The organism is Nocardioides pocheonensis, assembly GCF_003725535.1.
GTDB classification, from domain to species: Bacteria; Actinomycetota; Actinomycetes; order Propionibacteriales; family Nocardioidaceae; genus Marmoricola; species Marmoricola pocheonensis.
On record NZ_RJSF01000049.1, the window covers coordinates 95,057 to 115,145 of the forward strand.

Sequence of the window (20,089 nt, forward strand, 5' to 3'; positions counted from 1 at the left end):
CGTGAGCCAGAGCCAGGACACCGCTGCGGGACCTCCCGCTGAGGCCGGCGTGCGTCGGATCCTCCTGCTCGCCCACACCGGTCGCGAGGGAGCGATCGCGGTCGCGCGCCAGGTGATCACCGCGCTGCGCGCCCACGGGCTCGTGGTCCGGGTGCTCGCCGACGAGGCGAAGGATCTCCAGGTGGAGGCCGGCGAGGGCATCGAGCTGGTCGCGGAGGACAGCGCGGTCGACGACTGCGAGCTGGTCGTCGTCCTCGGTGGCGACGGCACGATCCTGCGAGCGGCCGAGCTCACCCACGGCACCTCCACGCCGCTGCTCGGCGTCAACCTCGGCCACGTCGGCTTCCTCGCCGAGGCGGAGAGCGAGGACATCGAGTCGACGATCGACGCCATCGTGGCACGGCGCTACACCAGCGAGGACCGGCTCACGCTCGACGTGGCGGTCTACCGCGGCAAGGAGCTGGTCGCCTCCACGTGGGCGCTCAACGAGGCCAGCGTCGAGAAGGCGGCCCGCCAGCGGATGCTGGAGGTCGTGGTGGAGGTCGACGGCCGGCCGTTGAGCCGGTGGGGCTGCGACGGCGTCGTGTGCGCGACGCCGACCGGGTCCACGGCGTACAACTTCTCCGCCGGCGGCCCGGTCGTCTGGCCCACCGTGGACGCGTTGCTGATGGTGCCGATCAGCGCCCATGCCCTGTACGCGCGCCCGATGGTGGTCGCGCCCGACTCCGTGCTCGCGGTCGAGGTGCTGGCCCAGACCGTCGGGGCCGGCGTGCTCTGGTGCGACGGTCGCCGCACCGTCGACCTGCCGCCCGGCGCGCGCATCGAGGTGCGCCGCGGCCGACAGCCGCTGCACCTCGTACGCCTGCACCAGGCACCCTTCACCGACCGGCTGGTCGCCAAGTTCGACCTGCCCGTCGAGGGCTGGCGCGGGTCGAGCGAGCGGCGGCGTGCCTCGGCTCACGCTCCTTCCCACAAGGCGGACGCCCCATGATCGAGGAGATCCGGATCAGCTCGCTGGGCGTGATCGAGGAGTCCGTCCTCGAGCTCGGGCCGGGCCTGAACGTCGTCACGGGCGAGACCGGTGCCGGCAAGACCATGCTCGTGACGGCCCTGGGGCTGCTCCTCGGCGACCGCGCGGACGCCGGCGCGGTGCGCAGCGGCGCGAAGGCCGCGAGGGTCGAGGGACTGGTGGCCGTCGACGAGGCGGTGAGCGCGCAGGTCGACGAGTTCGGCGGAGAGGTCGAGGACGGCACCGTGGTGCTGGCTCGGCAGATGTCGGCGGAGGGCAGGTCGCGGGCGTTCCTCGGCGGAGCGGCCGTGCCGGTCTCGGCGCTGCAGTCGCTGGCCGACCTCATCGTCGCGGTCCACGGACAGTCCGACCAGCACCGGCTGCTGCGCGCGGAGGCGCAGCGCGACGCGGTCGACGGGTTCGCGGCGACCTCCGTGGCGGCGCTCAAGCAGGACTACGCGCAGGCGCATGCGCTGCTCAAGCAGGTCGAGGGCGAGCTCGCCGAGGTCGTCGGTGCCGCGCGGGAGCGTGCCCGCGAGGCCGACGTGCTCCGGCTCGGGCTCGCCGAGATCGAGGCGGTCGACCCGCAGTCGGGCGAGGACGTCAGCCTGGCGCACGAGGAAGCCAGGCTCGGCTTCGCCGACACGCTGCGGGCGGCCGCGGAGGTCGCGCGGGAGGCGCTCTCGTCCGACGGGGACGCCGCCGACGCGCTGGGCACGGTCGCGGCGGCACGGCGTGCGCTGGACTCCGTGCGCGAGCACGACGAGGAAGCCGGGCGGCTAGGTGACCGGGTCGCCGAGATCAGCTACCTCCTGTCCGACGTGGCGGCCGACGTCGCGTCGTACGCGTCGGGGCTGGAGACCGACCCGGCCCGGCTGGCCGTGGTCTCCGAGCGGAGGGCGGCGCTGACCGCCCTGACGCGCAAGTACGGCGAGACCATCGACGAGGTGCTGGCCTGGGCGCAGGTCTCGGCCGCGCGGCTGCTCGAGCTGGACAACTCCGAGGGTCGCGCCGACGAGCTGCGCGCCCAGCGTGCCGACCTGCGTGTCGAGCTCGCCGGGCTCGCCGCCCGGCTCTCCAAGGCCCGCCAGGAGGCGGCCGCCGAGCTCGCGCAGGCGGTCAGCGCCGAGCTGACCGCCCTGGCGATGCCGCACGCCCGCATCGAGATCCGGATCGGGCGCACGCCTGATCCTGACGGTCTCGAGGTCGACGGCCAGACCTGGCGGTTCACCGGTTCGGGCATCGACCAGGTGGAGATCCTGCTGGCCGCGAACACCGGCTCCGAGGCCCGGCCGCTCCACAAGGGTGCCTCCGGGGGAGAGCTCTCGCGCGTGATGCTCGCGATCGAGGTGGTGCTGGCCGGCACCAGCCCGGTGCCCACCTTCGTGTTCGACGAGGTCGATGCCGGCGTCGGCGGCAAGGCGGCCGTCGAGATCGGCCGCCGGCTCGCGGCCCTCGCCCGCAGCGCGCAGGTCCTGGTCGTGACCCACCTCCCGCAGGTGGCGGCGTTCGCCGACCGGCACGTGGTCGTCGCCAAGTCCAGCGACGGCACCGTGACCACCTCGGGGCTGGAGGTGCTCGACGCCGAGGGCCGCGTGCGCGAGCTGTCCCGGATGCTCGCCGGTCTGGAGGCCTCCGAGACCGCGATGGCCCATGCCCAGGAGCTCCTCGACGTGGCCCGCGAGGCCAGGGCAGAAGCTCGCTGAGCACCGTGCGGGGTGTCGGGCAGGCAACGCCGAGGAGCCCCACCTCCGCGGCTGCCCACCGCCGCCGTGCAACGATGCCGGGGTCATGTACCTGTGCCCACACGTTGTCCTGACCGCTCCCACCCCTCCTCCTCGGGCTGACCGCTCCGCCGGTCGGTCTGCCGCGTCCTGCGGGGCCGCGTCGTGAGGCTGTCCGGCCGGCGCGACGTGGAGGACGGGCCGTCCGCGGGAACGGTGACGGTGCGCACCCATCGTGACTTCCGCACCCTGCTGACCCGGGTCGAGCCGGGTGACCTCGTCGTGATCGACCGGCGCGACCTCGACGCCGCGGCGGCGCGGCTGCTGGTGGACCGCAAGCCCTTCGCCGTGCTCAACGCCTCGGAGTTCGTGTCCGGGCGCTTCGCCAACCTCGGCCCGTCGATGCTCCTGGACGCCGGGGTCCTGCTGCTGGAGGGCGACGCCGACGCGGTCCGCGCTCTGAAGTCCGGCGCCAGCCTCCGTCTGGACGGCGACACGCTGTACGACGGCACGGCACCGGTCCTCGAGGTCCGTCGGCTCACCGCGGACCAGGTCCGTGAGCGCATGGACCGCGCCCGCGCAGGGATGGCGAGCCAGCTCGACACCTTCGCGCACACGACCAGCGAGTTCCTCCGGCAGGAGCACGGCGTGCTCCTGAACGGCACCGGGCTGCCCGATCTGCGCGCCGACCTGGCCCGCCGGACGGTGGTCGTGGTCGGGCCGCAGGCCACCGCCGCGGACGTGCGCCGGTTGAGGCGCTTCCTGCGCGAGCAGCGTCCGTACCTGGTCGGGGTCGACGCCGGGGCCGAGCTGCTGGCACGGCGCAGGCGACGGCTCGACCTGCTGGTGCTCAGCGCGGACGCCACCCCGTCGGACCGTGCGCTCCGGCGCGCGCGCGAGGTCGTGCTCCACGGCGCGGCCGAGACCGTCCGCCGGCACGTGGACAAGCTCGACCTGCCCGCGCACACCGTGGCGACCGGGGTCTCGAGCACCGACCTCGCGCTCCTGCTCGCGCACAGCGGCGGCGCGCGGCTCGTCGTACCGGTCGGTGACCCGGCCACGCTCGAGCAGCTGATCGACCGCGAGCGCAGCGACCAGGCGAGCACCGTCCTGACCCGGATGCGACTCGGGACCTCGGTGGTGGAGGCCTCGTCGGTGCCGCTCCTCTACACCGGCCGGGTGCGGATCTGGCACCTGCTCGTGGTGCTGCTGGCGACGCTCGCGGTGCTCGGCTTCACCCTCGCCGCGACGCCCATCGGCAACGACTGGTGGCACCACCACGTCGCCGGACGGATCACCGACCTGACCGGAGGCGGCCAGTGAGGCCGGGGCTGCTCCGGCTCGCGGTGTGCGTGCTGCTCCTCGCGCTCGGGATCGCGCTCGGCGCAGGGCCGCTGCAGCACAGCAACAGCCAGCGGGACCGCGAGCTCGCCTCCCAGAAGGCCGAGCTCGCCCGGAGGCAGCACCGGATCGCCTCCCTCGGGGCCGGTGTGTCGTTCGCGAACGCGTTCGGCGCCGCCGCCGGCCCGGCGTTGACCAAGAGCGTCCTGGCCGGCCGGTCGGTGACAGTGGTGACCCTGCCCGGCGCCGATCCCGACACCGTCGCGAAGCTGCGCGCCGCCGTCGAGGCCGCCCAGGGCAAGATCACCGGCCAGGTCGACCTGGCCGCGCCCATGGCCCGGGCCTCGAGCCGCCAGCTCGTCGAGGCGCTCACCAGCCAGATGCTCACCCAGGCCCCCGATGTCTCCGTCCCCGCCGACGCGAGCGGCTACGAGCGCTTCGGCGCGCTGCTCGCCCGGGCGATCGGCACGGGTCCGAGCGGCCAGCCGGCGCAGGCGGCGTACGACGCGACCGCGGTGGGGATCATGTCGGGCCTGCAGAGCGCGAACCTCGTCAAGGCCAGCCAGGCGATCACAGCGCGCGCCGGCCTCGCCCTGGTGGTCACCGGCCCGGAGGCCCCGACGACCGCGGCGGCAGCCGACAACGCGGTGCCCGTCACGCTCCTGGAGGCGCTGGGTCAGGAGCTGCCGACGGTCGTCGTCGGCCCCACCGGTGCCGCCGGGGAGCGGGGCGTGATCGGCTCCCTCCGGGGCAGCCCGGCGGCGACCAAGGTGCTCTCGACCGTCGACAGCAGCGAGACGGCGATCGGACAGGTCGCCGGCGTGCTCGCGCTCGCCGCCCGGGCGGGCGGGACCGTCGGCCAGTACGGCGCCGTGCACGCCGCCGACGGGCCGATCCCCGGGGCGCCGGCGCCGGCCAAGCCCTGAGCGTGTGCCCGCGCCTGGAGCGTCGTACGACGGTCCGCCCGTGTTCTTGGTAGGGTTGAACCCCGTGGAGATGTACTGAACGAGTCCCTCGTCAGCCGGATCCGCACTCACGCGAACCACACCCACGGGAGCTCCCTTGGTATCAAGCCAGCCGACCAAGCACGTGTTCGTCACCGGCGGAGTTGCCTCCTCGCTCGGCAAGGGACTCACCGCCTCCAGCCTCGGCAGCCTGCTGAAGTCGCGCGGCCTGCGGGTCACCATGCAGAAGCTCGACCCGTACCTCAACGTCGATCCCGGCACGATGAACCCGTTCCAGCACGGCGAGGTGTTCGTCACCAACGACGGCGCCGAGACCGACCTGGACATCGGTCACTACGAGCGGTTCCTCGACACCGACCTCAACCAGATCGCGAACGTCACGACCGGCCAGGTCTACTCGACGGTGATCGCCAAGGAGCGCCGCGGCGACTACCTCGGTGACACCGTGCAGGTGATCCCGCACATCACCAACGAGATCAAGGACCGGATCCGCGCGATGGGCGGACCCGACGTCGACGTGGTGATCACCGAGGTCGGCGGCACCGTGGGCGACATCGAGTCGCTGCCGTTCCTCGAGGCCGCCCGGCAGGTCCGCCACGACCTGGGTCGCGACAACTGCTTCTTCCTGCACGTCTCGCTGGTGCCGTGGATCGGGCCCTCCGGTGAGCTCAAGACCAAGCCGACGCAGCACTCCGTCGCAGCGCTGCGCTCGATCGGCATCCAGCCCGACGCGATCGTGTGCCGCGCCGACCGGGAGATCCCGGCGTCGGTGAAGCGGAAGATCTCGCTGATGTGCGACGTGGACGAGGAGGCCGTGGTGACCGCGGCCGACGCGCCCTCGATCTACGACATCCCCAAGGTGCTCCACCGCGAGGGCCTGGACGCCTACCTGGTGCGTCGGCTGAACCTTCCCTTCCACGACGTCGACTGGACCGCCTGGGACGACCTGCTCCAGCGGGTGCACCACCCCGACGAGGAGGTGACCGTCGCGCTCGTCGGCAAGTACATCGACCTGCCCGACGCCTACCTGTCGGTGGTCGAGGCGCTGCGGGCCGGCGGGTTCGCGCACCGCGCCCGCGTGAAGGTCGAGTGGATCGCCTCCGACGACTGCCAGACCCCCGAGGGGGCGGCCAAGCACCTCGCCGACGTCGACGCCGTCTGCGTGCCGGGCGGGTTCGGCATCCGGGGGATCGAGGGCAAGCTCGGTGCGCTCACCTACGCGCGCACCCACCGCATCCCGACGCTCGGCCTGTGCCTCGGCCTGCAGTGCATGGTGATCGAGTACGCCCGCTCGGTTGCAGGCCTCGAGAAGGCCGCGTCGACCGAGTTCGACCCGGACTGCCCCGAGCCGGTGATCGCGACCATGGCTGAGCAGCACCAGTACGTCGACGGCGGCGGCGACCTCGGCGGCACCATGCGCCTGGGCATGTACCCGGCGCTGCTCAAGGAAGGGTCGGTGGTGCGGGCGGCGTACGGCTCGGACCGCGTCGAGGAGCGCCACCGCCACCGCTACGAGGTCAACAACGGCTACCGCGAGCAGCTGGAGTCGGCCGGGCTGGTGTTCTCCGGGACCTCTCCGGACAACAATCTCGTCGAGTACGTCGAGCTGCCCACCGACGTGCACCCGTACTACGTCGCGACCCAGGCGCACCCCGAGCTGCGGTCGCGTCCGACCCGGCCGCACCCGCTGTTCGCCGGGCTGGTCGGCGCCGCGCTCGAGCGCCAGCGCGAGCTGCTGATCCCGATCGACGAGTCCTCGCTGCGGCGGCCGGCCACCGACGATGAGTGAGGGCGTCCCGCCCGACCGTTCCCTCGCCGACGAGCCGCAGAGCTGGCCCGTCGTCGACTCCCAGGACCTGCACCGCGACGAATGGGTGGTCGCCTTCCGCGCGGACACGATGCACCGGCCCGAGCACCCCGACGAGCAGTTCCGGCGCCTGGTGGTCGAGGACCCCGGCGCGGCCATCGTGCTGGCGATCGACGACGACGAACGGGTGGTCGTGGTCCGCCAGTACCGCCACCCGGTGCAGATGCGGCTGGTCGAGCTGCCCGCGGGCAAGCTGGACATGGAGGGGGAGGACCCGCTCGTCGCCGCGGCCCGGGAGCTGCGCGAGGAGGTCGGCGTGCGAGCCCGCGAGTGGACGCACCTGATGACCACCTACGCGTCACCGGGCATCACCGCCGAGACCCACGCCCTCTACCTCGCGCGCGGGCTCGAGGACGTCGACCGCGACTTCGACCTCCACCACGAGGAGGCGGACATGACGGTCGAGCGGGTGCCCTTCGCCGAGCTGCTCGACGCCGTCCTCGACGGCCGGGTCGCGGACGCCCCGGTGGCCACCGCTGTGCTCGCCTACGAGGTGCTGCGGGGTCGCGGGCGGCTCTGAGGCGGCACTGAGGGCGGCCGCCGCGCGAAGGTGGGGCAGGTCACATCGGCGGGATACGCCGGGAATACACTCGCGGAGGAGTCGGCACACGGTCGTGCCGACCGGTGACTGGGAGGATCCGCGGTGAGGGTCGGCGTACCGAAGGAAGTCAAGAACCACGAGTACCGGGTCGCGATCACGCCGATCGGCGTGCACGAGCTGGTCGAGCACGGGCACGAGGTGTTCGTCGAGCGCGGAGCCGGGCTGGGGTCGTCGATCCCCGACCACGAGTACGAAGCCGCCGGGGCGAAGCTGCTCGACTCGGCCGACGAGGTCTGGGGCAACGCCGAGACCGTGCTCAAGGTCAAGGAGCCCGTGGCCGAGGAGTATCACCGGCTGCGCGAGGGCCTGGTGCTGTTCACCTACCTCCACCTGGCCGCCGACCGGCCGCTGACCGACGAGCTGGTCAGCCGCAAGGTCACCGCGATCGCGTACGAGACCGTCCAGCTGCCGTCGGGCGGACTGCCGCTGCTCTACCCGATGTCGGAGGTCGCCGGCTGCCTGGCGCCCCAGGTCGGCGCCCACTCGCTGATGAAGGCGCAGGGCGGCCGCGGGGTCCTCCTGGGCGGCGTCGGCGGCGTCGCCAACGCCAAGGTCGTCGTGATCGGCGCCGGCGTGGCGGGCCAGAACGCTGCGAACATCGCCCTCGGCATGGGTGCCGACGTCACCCTGCTCGACACCGACCTGGACAAGCTGCGGATGTCGTTCTGGCGCTACAACAACCGCGTCCACGGGCTCGCGTCGTCGAAGCTGGCGATCCGCCAGCAGGTGCTCGAGGCCGACCTCGTGATCGGGGCCGTGCTGATCCCGGGCGCGAAGGCCCCGAAGCTGGTCACCAACGACCTGGTCGCGGAGATGAAGCCGGGCTCGGTGCTCGTCGACATCGCCGTCGACCAGGGTGGCTGCTTCGAGGACACCCGCCCGACCACGCACGCCGACCCGACCTACACCGTGCACAACTCCACGTTCTACTGCGTGGCGAACATGCCCGGTGCGGTGCCGAACACCTCGACCTACGCGCTGACCAACGCGACCCTGCCCTACCTGATGGCGCTGGCCGACAAGGGCTGGGAGAAGGCCTGCCGCGACGACCACTCGCTCGCGCTCGGGCTCAACGCGCACGCCGGCGTGCTGACCAACGCCCCGGTCGCCGAGGCGCACGAGCTGCCGTCGTCGTCGCTCGACGACGTCCTCGGCGTGGGGACGCGGTCCTGACCCAGCAGAGCGAGGCCGGCGCCCGGACCGCGCCCAGTGCGCTGGTACGGGCGATCCGCACCTACCTCGACCACCTCGCCGTCGAGCGCGGCCTGGCCGACAACACGCTCAAGTCCTACCGGCGTGACCTGCGCCGGTACGCCGAGCATCTCGACGGCCTCGGGATCGGGGACCTCGACGCGGTGACGGAGGCGACCGTCGTCGGTTTCCTCATGGCGCTGCGCGAGGGCGATCGCGACCACCCGCCCCTGAGCGCGGCCTCGGCCGGGCGGACCGTGGTGGCCGTGCGTGGTTTCCACCGGTTCGCGGTCAAGGACGGCCTGGCGCGGATCGACCCGTCCGTCGGGGTCAGGCCGCCGTCACCCGCGAAGCGACTGCCCAAGGCGCTGCCGTTGCCGGACGTCGAGGCGATCCTCGACGCAGCCGGCGCGCCCGGCACGGTGCTGGCGCTGCGCGACCGGGCTCTGCTCGAGGTGCTCTACGGCACGGGGGCGCGGATCTCCGAGGCCGTCGGGCTCGACGTGGACGACGTGGACCTGGGCGACCCGGACGGCTCGGGCGGCACCGTGCTGCTGCGCGGCAAGGGCAGCAAGGAGCGGGTCGTGCCGCTGGGCAGCTACGCGCGCGAAGCGCTGTCGGCGTACCTGGTGCGGGCGCGGCCCGAGCTGGTTTCGGCAGGCTCAACCACCGCGAAGGCAGGCTCAACCACCGCGAAGGCGGGCTCAACCACCGCGAAGGCCGCGCCCACCGAGCGCGCGGGCGCGCTGTTCCTGAACGCCCGCGGCGGCCGGCTCTCCCGGCAGAGCGCCTGGACCGTGATCGTGCGGTCCGCGGAGCGCGCCGGGGTCACCAGCGACGTCTCCCCGCACACGATGCGGCACTCCTTCGCCACGCACCTGCTCGAGGGCGGGGCCGACGTCCGCGTGGTCCAGGAGCTCCTCGGCCACGCCTCCGTGACCACGACCCAGGTCTACACGCTGGTCACGGTCGACACCCTGCGCGAGGTGTATGCCGCCGCCCATCCGCGCGCGCTCGCCTGAGTCTCGGAGTCACCTCGAGAGGCCCCTCGAACGCACAGGGTTTTGCACAGGCGGCCCCCTGCCTGTGCAGCGGAGCGCGAGGTCGTGCACACGGTTTCCCCAGATTTCACCGGGGATCCATCGAAGTCTGCGTTCGACTTGTGGGTGCCAGACCACGTGCATAGAGTCGCGCCCACGACCGACATGGCGGCAAGTCGACAAACCGCAGCCAGCGGGGACGAAACCAGCCACGCACGTGCCGGACGAGACGACCAGGCAACGCAGGCAGTCAACACAGGCAGTCAACCAGGGGAGCACGCCGATGAGCGGTCCGGAGTCGTTCGGTCCGAGTGGTACCACCGCCTCGGAGATGCCGCCGAGGGTCGTCAACCCGACCGGTACGGTGGCCGGCGACGCGACCGTGATCGCGCACCCCGCCTCCCGGAATTCGGCCGACGCTGCGGTCACACTGGAGGAGACCGAGCACGCCGACCTGAGCCAGGAGACCGCCACCGTGACCACCGCCGAGGAGACCGAGGTCGTCCTCGGGCCGACCGGGCGTCCGATGCCCGTCCTGCCCGAGCCGACCCCGTTGACCACCCACGGCCACGCCCGGATCGTCTCGATGTGCAACCAGAAGGGCGGGGTCGGCAAGACCACGACCACGATCAACCTCGGCGCAGCGCTGGCCGAGTTCGGTCGCAAGGTGCTCCTGGTCGACTTCGACCCGCAGGGGTCGCTGTCCGTCGGGCTGGGGCTCAACCCCCACCAGATGGACCTCACCATCTACAACCTGCTGATGCAGCGCGACATCACCGTCGACGACGTGATCGTGCCGACCGTCGTCGCAGGCATGGACCTGCTGCCCTCGAACATCGACCTCTCCGCCGCCGAGGTGCAGCTGGTCCACGAGGTCGCCCGCGAGCAGACGCTGACCCGCGTGCTCGCGCCGGCGATCGAGAAGTACGACGTGATCCTGATCGACTGCCAGCCGTCGCTCGGCCTGCTGACCGTCAACGCGCTGACCGCCTCCGACGGCGTGATCGTGCCGCTGGAGTGCGAGTACTTCGCGCTCCGTGGCGTGGCGCTGCTCAAGACCACGATCGACAAGGTCCGTGAGCGGCTCAACCCGAAGCTCAAGATCGACGGCGTCCTCGGCACGATGTACGACGGCCGCACCCTGCACGGTCGTGAGGTGATGGAGCGGCTCGTCGAGGCCTGGGGTGACACGGTCTTCCACACCGTCATTCGCCGCACGGTCAAGTTCTCCGACTCCACCGTCGCCGGCGAGCCGATCACGAGCTACGCCAGCGCCTCGGCCGGTGCCGAGTCCTACCGCCAGCTGGCCAAGGAGGTGCTCGCTCGGTGTCTCGACGAGTGAGCCTCCCCAACGCCGACGACCTGTTCCGGCCGACTGCTCCGCCGGACGGCGACCGGGTCGAGGCCGAGGACGCACCGGCCGCCGGCGGTCCGCGCCGTCGCCCGGTGGCGGCCGTGCCCGAGCCTGCCGAGGAGCAGCCCCAGGGTCGTCGCTCCAGCGGGCGCGTGCGCCACGACGAGAAGATGACGGTCTACGTGACCGCCAACGAGCTGCTCGACATCGAGCACACGCGGCTCACGCTGCGGCGCGACCACGGCCTGGCCGTCGACCGCGGTCGCCTGGTGCGCGAGGCGCTGGCGATCGTGCTCGCCGACCTCGAGGAGAACGGCGACGACAGCGAGCTGATCCGCCGGTTGCTCGGATGAGCCGGCGCGCGATGACCCCGCTCCGATGACGGCGCCGACCAGCGAGCTCGAGTCGGCGGAGGCGAGCACGACCGGCGCCTTCGCCGTACGCCTGGACAACTTCGAGGGACCGTTCGACCTGCTGCTGAGCCTGATCAGCAAGCACAAGATGGACGTCACCGAGGTGGCGCTGTCCCAGGTGACCGACGAGTTCATCGCGCACATCAGGTTCCGGCAGGCACGATCGGCGGAGTCCGAGGGCTGGGACCTCGAGCAGACCACGTCGTTCCTGCTGGTTGCCTCCACCTTGCTGGACCTCAAGGCCGCGCGGCTGCTGCCGGCCGGCGACGTCGAGGACGAGGACGACCTCGCCCTCCTGGAGGCCCGGGACCTGCTGTTCGCCCGACTCCTGCAGTACAAGGCGTTCAAGCAGGTCGCCTCGGTGCTGGAGCACCGGATGGCGGGGGAGGCGCTGCGGTTCCCACGGTCGGTCGGCCTCGACGAGCGGTTCGCGAACCTCCTGCCCGAGGTGCTGATCGGGCTCGGTCTCGAGGAGTTCGCCGGGCTCGCCGCCAAGGCGCTGGAGCCCAAGGCCGAGCCCGAGCTCTCGCTGGCCCACATCCACGCGCCGACGGTGAGCGTGCGGGAGCAGGCCCACGTCGTGGTCGAGCGGCTGAAGGTGCAGGGCACCCTGACCTTCCGCAAGCTTGCCGGCGACGCACCCGACGTGATGACCCGGGTCGCCCGGTTCCTGGCGCTGCTCGAGCTGTTCCGCGAGGGTGTGGTCGCCTTCGACCAGGTCAGCCCGCTCGGCGAGCTGACCATCCGCTGGACCGGCGGCGAGGAGGACGAGATCGAGATCACCGACGAGTTCGACGGGACGCCGCTGCCGATCGAGCAGGGTTCGAGCGCCGACGACGACGCAGGGAGTGACCAGGAATGAGCGAGACCACCGACGTGCAGGCACCGGTGGCGGACGCCGCGCCCGACCCCGCGCCCGACCCCGTGCCCGACGCCGAACCCGAGAACGTCGTGGAGTCCGAGAGCGTCACGGAGAGCGAGGGGGAGACCCTGGCGATCCCGCTGGCCGACCTGCGCCCGGCGCTCGAGGCGGTGCTGATGGTGGCCGACCAGCCGCTCGACCAGGTCAGCCTGGCCACGGCGGTCGGCTACCCGGTGCGGGAGGTGGCCGAGGCCCTGGCAGCTCTCGCCGCCGAGTACGACGAGTCGGGCCGCGGCTTCGAGCTGCGCAACGTGGCCGGTGGCTGGCGCTACTACACGCGCGAGGAGTTCGCGCCGGTGGTGGAGCGGTTCGTGCTCGAGGGCCAGCAGGCGCGGCTCACCCAGGCGGCGCTCGAGACGCTGGCGGTGGTTGCCTACAAGCAACCGGTCAGCCGGAGCCGGGTGTCGGCGATCCGCGGGGTCAACGTCGACGGGGTGATGCGGACCCTCCTGACCCGCGGACTCGTCGAGGAGGCGGGTGCCGACGCGGAGACCGGGGCGCACCTCTACCGGACGACCAACTACTTCCTGGAGCGGATCGGGATCACCTCGCTCGACCAGCTCCCCGAGCTCGCGCCGTTCGTCCCCGACATGGACGACTCCGACCTCGAGGAGGCCGTCGCGGGCATGTCGTCGCCGGTCGCGGAGGTCGCTGCGGTCGCCGACGAGGTCCCCGTCTCCGAGGCAGGCCCGGCGCTCGGGACCGATGGAGACTGACGACGAGGGCCTGATCCGGCTGCAGAAGCTGCTGGCCCAGTCCGGGATCGCGAGCCGGCGCAAGTGCGAGGAGCTCATGCTCGCCGGCGAGGTCGAGGTCGACGGCGAGGTGGTCACCCGCCTCGGCACGAAGGTCGACCCGACGACGGCCGTGATCCGCGTGTCCGGGAAGCGGCTGCCGCCGGTGAGCTCGCACGTGTACCTGGTGCTGAACAAGCCGCGTGGCGTGGTCTCCACGATGTCCGACCCCGAGGGACGGCCGACGCTGACCGACTACGTCGCCGATCGGCCCGAGCGGCTCTTCCACGTGGGGCGGCTGGACACCGACACCGAGGGACTGATCCTGCTCACGAACGACGGGGACTTCGCGCAACGGCTCGCGCACCCGTCGTACGAGGTGGAGAAGACGTACGTCGCCGAGGTCGCCGGGCGGGTCGACAAGGCCGTGGTCCGCACGCTGCTCGCCGGGGTGACCCTGGACGACGGTCCGGTCGAGGTGCGCCGGGCGCGGGTCGTCTCCAGCACCGCCGACCGCGGGATCGTCGAGCTGGTGATCCACGAGGGCCGCAACCGGATCGTCCGCCGGCTGCTCGACCACGTCGGCCACCCGGTGAAGCGGCTCACCCGCACGGCGATCGGGCCGGTGCGGATCGGCACCCTGAAGGCGGGGTCGATCCGCGAGCTCACCGGTGACGAGGTCGGATCGCTGCTCGACAGCGCCGACTTGTAGGCTCGGAAGGTCCCAGAACTTCCGCCGTCCCGAGGAGCAGCTCGTGCCCGTTCGCGCCGTTCGCGGAGCCACGCAGCTGGTGACCGACACCCGGGACCAGATGCTCGACCGGGTGGCCGAGATGGTGACCGAGGTGATGACGGTCAACCGGCTCGAGGTCGACGACTTCATCTCCGTGGTCTTCACGGCGACCTCCGACCTGGTGGCGGAGTTCCCGGCGTACGCCGCCCGGCAGCTGGGGTTCGGCGAGGTGCCGCTGCTGTGCGCCCGCGAGCTGGAGATCGAGGGCTCGATGCCCCGCGTCGTGCGGATGCTCGCGCACGTGGAGACCGACCTGCCGAGGGCGGACATCACCCACGTCTACCTCCACGGGGCCGCTGCGCTGCGCACGGACCTGACTCGCGTGCGGTCGGTGCCCGATGAATGAGCTCACCGGACCCGTCCAGATCATCGGGACCGGCCTCCTCGGCACCTCGATCGGACTCGCGCTGCGGGCGGCCGGCGTACCGGTGTGGCTGAGCGACGCGAACCCCGAGCACCTGCGCACCGCGGTGAGCCTCGGTGCCGGCGAGCACCCGCCGAGCGGCGGCGTGCCGCAGCTGGTCGTCGTCGCGGTGCCGCCGCTGACCATCGCCGAGGTCGTGCTCGACGCCCTCGAGACCGGCGCGGTGGTGACCGACATCGGCAGCGTCAAGGCGCTGCCGCTGGACCAGGTCAGCGACCAGGCACCCGAGTCCGCGCTCGCACGGTACGTCGGCAGCCACCCGATGGCCGGTAGCGAGCGGTCGGGGCCGCTGGCGGCGAGTGCGGCGCTGTTCGAGGGACGGCCCTGGGCGGTCACGCCGCACGTGCACGCCGACCCGGCCGCGGTCGCGCTGGTCGAGGCCCTGGTCCGCAGCTGCGGTGCCACGCCGGTGCGGCTCTCGCCGGTCGAGCACGACCTGGCCGTGGCGCGCACCTCCCACCTGCCGCACCTGCTGGCCGTGCTCGCGGCCGCCCAGCTGACCGACGCCGTCCCCGAGCACCTCACGCTGTCCGGGCAGGGCGTGCGCGACGTGACCCGCGTCGCCGGCGGAGACCCGCATCTGTACGGGCAGATCATCCGGGCGAACCGCACGACCGTCGGCGACCTGCTGCGCGACGTGCGCCGCCAGCTCGACGAGCTCATCCACGCCGTGGACGAGCCGTCGGCCGACACCCTGGTCGAGATCCTCAACCGCGGCGTGGCCGGCACCCAGGTGATCCCCGGCAAGCACGGAGGCCCGAGCCTGGAGACGGGCGCGGTCTACGTGCTGGTGCCCGACCACCCCGGCGAGCTCGCCCGGCTCTTCACCGACATCGGCGAGATCGGCGTCAACGTCGAGGACCTGCACATCGACCACGACCCGGCACGTCCCGCGGGTCTGGTCGAGCTGGTCGTGGAGTCCGGCGCCGCGGAGCGCTTGCGCGCCGCGCTCGGCGAGCGGGGCTGGACCACCCACCGCTAGGGTCAGGCGCCCGCGTCCGGGGGCGGCGTACGTCGCTCGGTGCTGGCCACCTTCCGGTCGGTCACCACGATCCACACAGCCAGAGCCCCTCCGCCGAGCACGGCGACGGCGAAGAGCACCATCGCGATCACCGGGTAGCCGAGGAACCGGTGCCGGGTCGGCACCTGGATCAGCATCGCGGCCCCGATGATCGTCGCCGCGATCACCAGACCCAGGGTGAGCCGGTTGGCGACCCGCTGCAGCACCGTGTGGAGGCGCTCCTCGTCCAGGGCGTCGACCTTGACCTGCAGGGTGCCGTCGGCGAGGGACTCCAGGATCCGGTTGGCGCGGCGGGGCAGCTGGGAGGTGAACTCCTTGGTGTCGAGGGCGGCGGCGACGAGATCCCCGGTGGACGTCCTCAGGCCGGCGCGCAGGATCTCGCCGACGTTGTCGCGGATCTGCTCGGCGGGGGCGAAATCGGGGTCGAGGTGCAGGATCGACTGGTCGAGGTTGAGCAGCGCCTTGCCGATCATCGACATCTCGGGGGGTGGGCGCAGGCCGTGCGCGCCGGAGATCCGGCTGAGCTCGACCAGCACCGAGCCGGCCTGGAGCGCGGGACCCTGCGCGACGGCCTCGGAGACGAGCCGGGTGACGTCCTCGCGGAAGGCGGCGGCGTCGTACTCCTCCAGCGGCTGCCCCATCTCGGCGAGGACCCGGGCTGCCTGCTCACCGTTGTCGTCGCTGATCGCCGCCAGGAGCCGGACCACGCGTCCCTGGATCCGTGGCGGCACGTGGGCCACCATGCCGAGGTCGATGATGCCGAGCCGACCGTCCGGGGTGAGCAACAGGTTGCCCGGGTGAGGGTCGGCGTGGAGGAAGCCCTCGCGCAGGATGCTCTGCAGGTAGGCGCGGAACAGCTGCTCGACGATCGGGCCGGTGTCGACGTCGGTCAGCCCGAGGGGGCCGACGTCGGTGACCTTGCGCCCTTCGACGTAGTCCATGGTGAGGACCCGCGACGTGGTCAGGTCGTCGACCGGCTGCGGCACCAGCAGCCGGTCGTAGCGGCGGGTGAGCTCGCCGAAGCGGACCAGGTTGCGGGCCTCGCGCTCGTAGTCGAGCTCGGCGGTCAACGAGTGCTCGAACTGGTCGAGCAGGTCGGCGAACCCGTACTTGCGCCCCGCGGACGTGCCCCGGTCGGCGAGCCCGGCGAGCTTGCGCAGGGTCTCCATGTCGCCCCGGACGATCTCCCGGGCGTCCGGGCGCTGCACCTTGACCACGACTTCGCGGCCACCGACCATGCGGGCGCGGTGCACCTGCCCGAGCGAGGCGGCGGCGAGCGGCTCGGGGTCGAGGTGCTCGAAGAGATGGCGCACGTCGGCACCGAGCTCGGCCGCGATGATCTCCTCGACCTGCTCGTAGCCGAACGGCTCGACCTCGTCCTGGAGCCGGCTCAGGGCCTCGGTGTACGGGGCCGGGAGCAGGTCGAACCGGGTCGAGAGCAGCTGCCCGAGCTTGGTGTACGTCGGACCCATCCGCTCGAGGTCGGCCGCGAACGCCTCCGCGGTGACGGGGTCGTCCTGGGACGCGTCGTCTCCGACGCCGGTGCCGCGGGCGTCGAGGCCGGCGCCGCGGACGAGGTCCGAGCGACCGTACCGCAGCAGCAGTCGGGCGAGCGAGGCGTAGCGGGCGGTCGACGAGCCGGGGGAGTCCACCCCGGGACGGTGCCCCATCCACCTCTGCCCATGCTCGACCGCCGGCCGCCCGCGCGGCGGACGTGACGGGGGTCTCCTCGCGACCGGAGCGAAGCGGGGTTGCGGCCGTTGCACCGGTAGGCTGCTCTCCGGCGCGGAGTGCGCCTGGCAGGCACGGGACGGGCAACAAGGAGCGGGAGCCGAACGGTGGGCACAGCACCTCGATCAGGGGTCGTGGTCGCGATGGACGGACCCTCCGGCTCCGGCAAGTCCAGTACCGCCCGAGGCGTGGCAGACCGGCTCGGCCTGCGCTACCTGGACACGGGCGCCCAGTTCCGGGCGATGACCGTGTGGATGCTGCGCCACGGGGTCGACGTGCACGACGTGGAGGCCGTCGCTGCGCACGCCGCAGAGCCCCGGATCGTGTCGGGCACCGACCCCCTCGAGCCGACGATCACGCTGGACGGGGAGGACGTCGCGGAGGAGATCCGGTCGGCCGACACCACCGCCGCGGTCAGCCCCGTGGCGACCGTCCCGGCCGTGCGGGCCCGGCTGCTCGAGCTCCAGCGCGCCACGATCGCGGCCGCGCTGGCCGAGGGTGGCATCGTCGTGGAGGGCCGCGACATCGGGTCCGTGGTGTGGCCGGACGCCGAGGTGAAGCTCTACCTCACCGCCGACCCCGGTGCGCGCGCCGCACGACGCGCCGCCGAGAACGGCAGCACGTCCGTCCGGTCCACGGAGGAGGACCTGCTGCGTCGCGACGCCATCGACTCGGGCCGGACGACCGCGCCCCTCGTGGTGCCCGACGGTGCGACCCACCTGGACACCACTCCGTGGACGCTCGAGGAGGTCGTCGACCGGGTCGTCGCGATCGTCGAGAGCACGCGAGGCGCGGGCGCCGGAACAGCCGGTGCCAGGACGGCCGGTGCCGACGCGGGCGGCCACCGGGCCTCGCCGTGACCACGGCCCGGCAGTCGTCGGTCCACCTGGAGCCGCCGCGCTCGGCCGACGTGCCTCACCCGGCACACCTGGTGCTGCACCGGCTGCGCCCCGCCGCCGGGGTCATCGTCCGCCGCCGCTGGGACCTGACGATCCGTGGCGCCGAGCACGTGCCGACGGAAGGCCCTGTGGTGATCGCTGCGAACCACATCGGCTTCGTGGACGGGCCCCTGATGGCGATCGTGGCGCCGCGCCCGGTCCACGTGCTGGCCAAGCACGAGATGTACCACGGCAGCCTCGGCACGTTCCTGAACGCCTCCGGCCAGATCCCCGTGGAGCGCAACGGCCCCGACCCGGCGGCGGTGAAGACCGCCCTGCGGGTCCTGCGGGACGGCGGAGCCGTCGGCGTCTTCCCCGAGGGCACGCGCGGCACCGGCGAGGTCGACCGGGTCAAGCCGGGTGCGGCCTACCTGGCGATGGCGGCGGGCGCGACCGTCGTACCGCTGGTGTTCCTCGGCACCCGGCTGCCCGGTGGGTCCACCAACTCGGTGCCACCGGCGCGGAGCCAGTTCGTGATGACCTTCGGTGAGCCACTGAGGGTGGAGCACCACCGCTGGCCGCGGCGCCAGCCCGAGACGCACGCACTGAGCGGACGGATCCGTGAGGCGCTGCTCGCCACGCTGGACGAGGCGCAGCAGGCCACCGGCATGACACTCCCGGGGCCGATCCCGGCTACGGACAAGGAAATCCTGTGACAGAGCAGTACGACGACCACGGCACGCAGTCGACAGTGAGGGTGCCGATCCTCGCCGTGGTCGGACGACCGAACGTCGGCAAGTCCACCCTGGTCAACCGCATCATCGGCCGCCGCGAGGCCGTCGTCGAGGACGTGCCGGGCGTGACCCGCGACCGCGTCTCGTACGACGCCACCTGGAACGGACGTGCCTTCACCGTCGTGGACACCGGCGGCTGGGACCCGGACGCCCAGGGGATGGCCGAGCGGATCCGTGCCCAGGCCGAGGTGGCGGTGACCCTGGCCGACGCGGTGCTGTTCGTGGTCGACGCGACCGTCGGGATCACCGACGCCGACGAGGCGGTGGTCAAGGTGCTGCGCAAGAGCGGGCGGCCCGTCGTCCTCGCGGCGAACAAGGTGGACGACCAGCGTGCCGAGGCCGAGGCCTTCGGGTTGTGGAACCTCGGCCTGGGTGAGCCCTACCCCGTGTCTGCGCTGCACGGGCGCGGCTCCGGCGACCTGCTCGACGCGGTCCTGGCCGCCCTGCCGGAGACGCCCGAGGAGTCCTTCGAGGAGATCGGTGGCCCGCGCCGGGTGGCGATCATCGGGCGCCCGAACGTCGGCAAGTCCTCGTTGCTCAACAAGCTGGCCGGTGAGGAGCGGGCCGTGGTGGACGACGCCTCCGGCACCACGGTCGACCCCGTCGACGAGCTGGTCGAGCTCGGCGGTCGCACCTGGCGGTTCATCGACACGGCCGGCATCCGCAAGCGGGTCAAGACGGCCTCGGGCCACGAGTACTACGCGTCGCTGCGCACGACCACGGCGATCGAGCGCGCCGAGGTGGCGCTGCTCGTGATCGACGGGAGCCAGTCGATCTCCGAGCAGGACCTGCGGATCATCCAGACCGTCCGCGACTCCGGCCGGGCGCTGGTGATCGCCTTCAACAAGTGGGACCTCGTGGACGAGGAGCGGCGCTACTACCTCGAGCGGGAGTACGAGCGCGAGCTCGTGCAGGTGCAGTGGGCGCCGCGGATCAACTTCACCGCGCGCACCGGTTGGCACATCGACCGGATCGTGCCGGCGCTCGACGCTGCCCTCGCGGGCTGGGAGACGCGCGTCTCGACCGGCACCCTGAACGCCTTCCTCGGTCGCCTCGTCGCCGAGCACCCGCACCCCGTGCGGGGCGGCAAGCAGCCGCGGATCCTCTTCGGCACCCAGGCCCAGTCGGCGCCCCCGACGTTCATCCTGTTCACCTCGGGCAAGCTGGACGCGGGCTACGAGCGGTACATCGAGCGTCGGCTGCGTGAGGAGTTCGGCTTCGTCGGTACGCCGATCGTGCTGCAGGTGCGACCCCGGGAGAAGCGCAAGCGCTGACCGGGTCGGCGCC

19 protein-coding genes are annotated in these 20,089 nt (G+C 72.5%); 18 read left to right on the plus strand and 1 reads right to left on the minus strand.

Annotation, left to right across the window (positions count from 1 at the left end; all coding sequences use genetic code 11):
* Position 1 precedes the first annotated feature (1 nt).
* From EFL26_RS23275 to EFL26_RS23340, 15 genes are all read left to right on the plus strand, one after another.
* On the plus strand, positions 2–991 hold the full coding sequence (locus EFL26_RS23275) for an NAD kinase (protein WP_221177124.1): 990 nt from the start codon (positions 2–4) through the stop codon (positions 989–991).
* Entirely contained in the window at positions 988–2,715 is a 1,728-nt protein-coding gene (recN, locus tag EFL26_RS23280; protein ID WP_123225315.1) for a DNA repair protein RecN, read from the plus strand. Before EFL26_RS23275 ends, recN begins: the two co-directional genes overlap by 4 nt.
* 183 nt (positions 2,716–2,898) lie before the next feature.
* Entirely contained in the window at positions 2,899–4,056 is a 1,158-nt protein-coding gene (gene steA / locus EFL26_RS24425; RefSeq protein WP_183408347.1) for a putative cytokinetic ring protein SteA, read from the plus strand.
* Complete coding sequence (locus tag EFL26_RS23285) at positions 4,053–5,000, plus strand: copper transporter (RefSeq protein ID WP_183408348.1); 948 nt, start codon at positions 4,053–4,055, stop codon at positions 4,998–5,000. The genes steA and EFL26_RS23285 overlap by 4 nt, the downstream gene beginning before the upstream one ends.
* Before the next feature lie 136 nt (positions 5,001–5,136).
* Positions 5,137–6,828, plus strand: coding sequence for a CTP synthase (locus EFL26_RS23290; protein WP_123225317.1), 1,692 nt, complete (start codon positions 5,137–5,139; stop codon positions 6,826–6,828).
* Positions 6,821–7,426 (plus strand): NUDIX domain-containing protein, encoded by a 606-nt coding sequence (locus EFL26_RS23295; protein WP_123225318.1) that lies wholly within the window; start codon positions 6,821–6,823, stop codon positions 7,424–7,426. The genes EFL26_RS23290 and EFL26_RS23295 overlap by 8 nt, the downstream gene beginning before the upstream one ends.
* 123 nt (positions 7,427–7,549) lie before the next feature.
* A complete protein-coding gene (gene ald / locus EFL26_RS23300; protein WP_123225319.1) occupies positions 7,550–8,680 on the plus strand; it encodes an alanine dehydrogenase in 1,131 nt (376 codons plus the stop codon).
* A gap of 53 nt (positions 8,681–8,733) precedes the next feature.
* Positions 8,734–9,720 (plus strand): site-specific tyrosine recombinase XerD, encoded by a 987-nt coding sequence (locus EFL26_RS23305; protein WP_123225422.1) that lies wholly within the window; start codon positions 8,734–8,736, stop codon positions 9,718–9,720.
* A gap of 448 nt (positions 9,721–10,168) precedes the next feature.
* On the plus strand, positions 10,169–11,080 hold the full coding sequence (locus EFL26_RS23310) for a ParA family protein (RefSeq protein WP_425464129.1): 912 nt from the start codon (positions 10,169–10,171) through the stop codon (positions 11,078–11,080).
* Positions 11,065–11,445: a hypothetical protein gene (locus EFL26_RS23315; RefSeq protein ID WP_123225320.1), complete on the plus strand. Its 381-nt coding sequence runs from the start codon at positions 11,065–11,067 to the stop codon at positions 11,443–11,445. Before EFL26_RS23310 ends, EFL26_RS23315 begins: the two co-directional genes overlap by 16 nt.
* A 25-nt stretch (positions 11,446–11,470) precedes the next feature.
* On the plus strand, positions 11,471–12,367 hold the full coding sequence (locus EFL26_RS23320) for a segregation and condensation protein A (RefSeq protein WP_123225321.1): 897 nt from the start codon (positions 11,471–11,473) through the stop codon (positions 12,365–12,367).
* Positions 12,364–13,143: an SMC-Scp complex subunit ScpB gene (gene scpB, locus EFL26_RS23325; RefSeq protein WP_123225322.1), complete on the plus strand. Its 780-nt coding sequence runs from the start codon at positions 12,364–12,366 to the stop codon at positions 13,141–13,143. The genes EFL26_RS23320 and scpB overlap by 4 nt, the downstream gene beginning before the upstream one ends.
* Positions 13,133–13,873 (plus strand): pseudouridine synthase, encoded by a 741-nt coding sequence (locus EFL26_RS23330; protein WP_123225323.1) that lies wholly within the window; start codon positions 13,133–13,135, stop codon positions 13,871–13,873. The genes scpB and EFL26_RS23330 overlap by 11 nt, the downstream gene beginning before the upstream one ends.
* 43 nt (positions 13,874–13,916) lie before the next feature.
* On the plus strand, positions 13,917–14,300 hold the full coding sequence (gene aroH / locus EFL26_RS23335; RefSeq protein WP_123225324.1) for a chorismate mutase: 384 nt from the start codon (positions 13,917–13,919) through the stop codon (positions 14,298–14,300).
* Positions 14,293–15,360 (plus strand): prephenate dehydrogenase, encoded by a 1,068-nt coding sequence (locus tag EFL26_RS23340; RefSeq protein WP_123225325.1) that lies wholly within the window; start codon positions 14,293–14,295, stop codon positions 15,358–15,360. Before aroH ends, EFL26_RS23340 begins: the two co-directional genes overlap by 8 nt.
* Positions 15,361–15,362: 2 nt before the next feature.
* Here the strand turns inward: EFL26_RS23340 and EFL26_RS23345 are convergent, their stop codons facing one another.
* The gene (locus EFL26_RS23345; protein ID WP_246000358.1) at positions 15,363–17,051 is read right to left on the minus strand and encodes an ABC1 kinase family protein; all 1,689 of its coding nucleotides are present in this window, start codon (positions 17,049–17,051) and stop codon (positions 15,363–15,365) included.
* Between the two features lie 222 nt (positions 17,052–17,273).
* On the opposite strand from EFL26_RS23345, the gene cmk reads away from it, so the two are divergent.
* Genes cmk through der form a run of 3 tightly spaced genes read left to right on the plus strand, consistent with a single transcriptional unit; the run spans position 17,274 to position 20,076 of the window.
* Positions 17,274–17,990: a (d)CMP kinase gene (gene cmk / locus EFL26_RS23350; RefSeq protein ID WP_123225424.1), complete on the plus strand. Its 717-nt coding sequence runs from the start codon at positions 17,274–17,276 to the stop codon at positions 17,988–17,990.
* Positions 17,987–18,724 carry a lysophospholipid acyltransferase family protein gene (locus EFL26_RS23355; RefSeq protein ID WP_183408349.1) on the plus strand — a complete coding sequence of 246 codons (738 nt, stop codon included), beginning with the start codon at positions 17,987–17,989 and terminating at the stop codon, positions 18,722–18,724. Before cmk ends, EFL26_RS23355 begins: the two co-directional genes overlap by 4 nt.
* Positions 18,721–20,076, plus strand: a complete 1,356-nt coding sequence (gene der / locus EFL26_RS23360) for a ribosome biogenesis GTPase Der (protein WP_123225328.1) — start codon at positions 18,721–18,723, stop codon at positions 20,074–20,076. The genes EFL26_RS23355 and der overlap by 4 nt, the downstream gene beginning before the upstream one ends.
* Positions 20,077–20,089: the final 13 nt, after the last annotated feature.

Coding starts and splice junctions, on each gene's coding strand:
- EFL26_RS23320 (WP_123225321.1), top strand. CDS start 11,471: ATGACGGCGCCGACCAGCGAGCTCGAGTCGGCGGAGGCGAGCACGACC.
- cmk (WP_123225424.1), top strand. CDS start 17,274: ATGGACGGACCCTCCGGCTCCGGCAAGTCCAGTACCGCCCGAGGCGTG.
- EFL26_RS23330 (WP_123225323.1), top strand. CDS start 13,133: ATGGAGACTGACGACGAGGGCCTGATCCGGCTGCAGAAGCTGCTGGCC.
- EFL26_RS23340 (WP_123225325.1), top strand. CDS start 14,293: ATGAATGAGCTCACCGGACCCGTCCAGATCATCGGGACCGGCCTCCTC.
- recN (WP_123225315.1), top strand. CDS start 988: ATGATCGAGGAGATCCGGATCAGCTCGCTGGGCGTGATCGAGGAGTCC.
- scpB (WP_123225322.1), top strand. CDS start 12,364: ATGAGCGAGACCACCGACGTGCAGGCACCGGTGGCGGACGCCGCGCCC.
- EFL26_RS23295 (WP_123225318.1), top strand. CDS start 6,821: ATGAGTGAGGGCGTCCCGCCCGACCGTTCCCTCGCCGACGAGCCGCAG.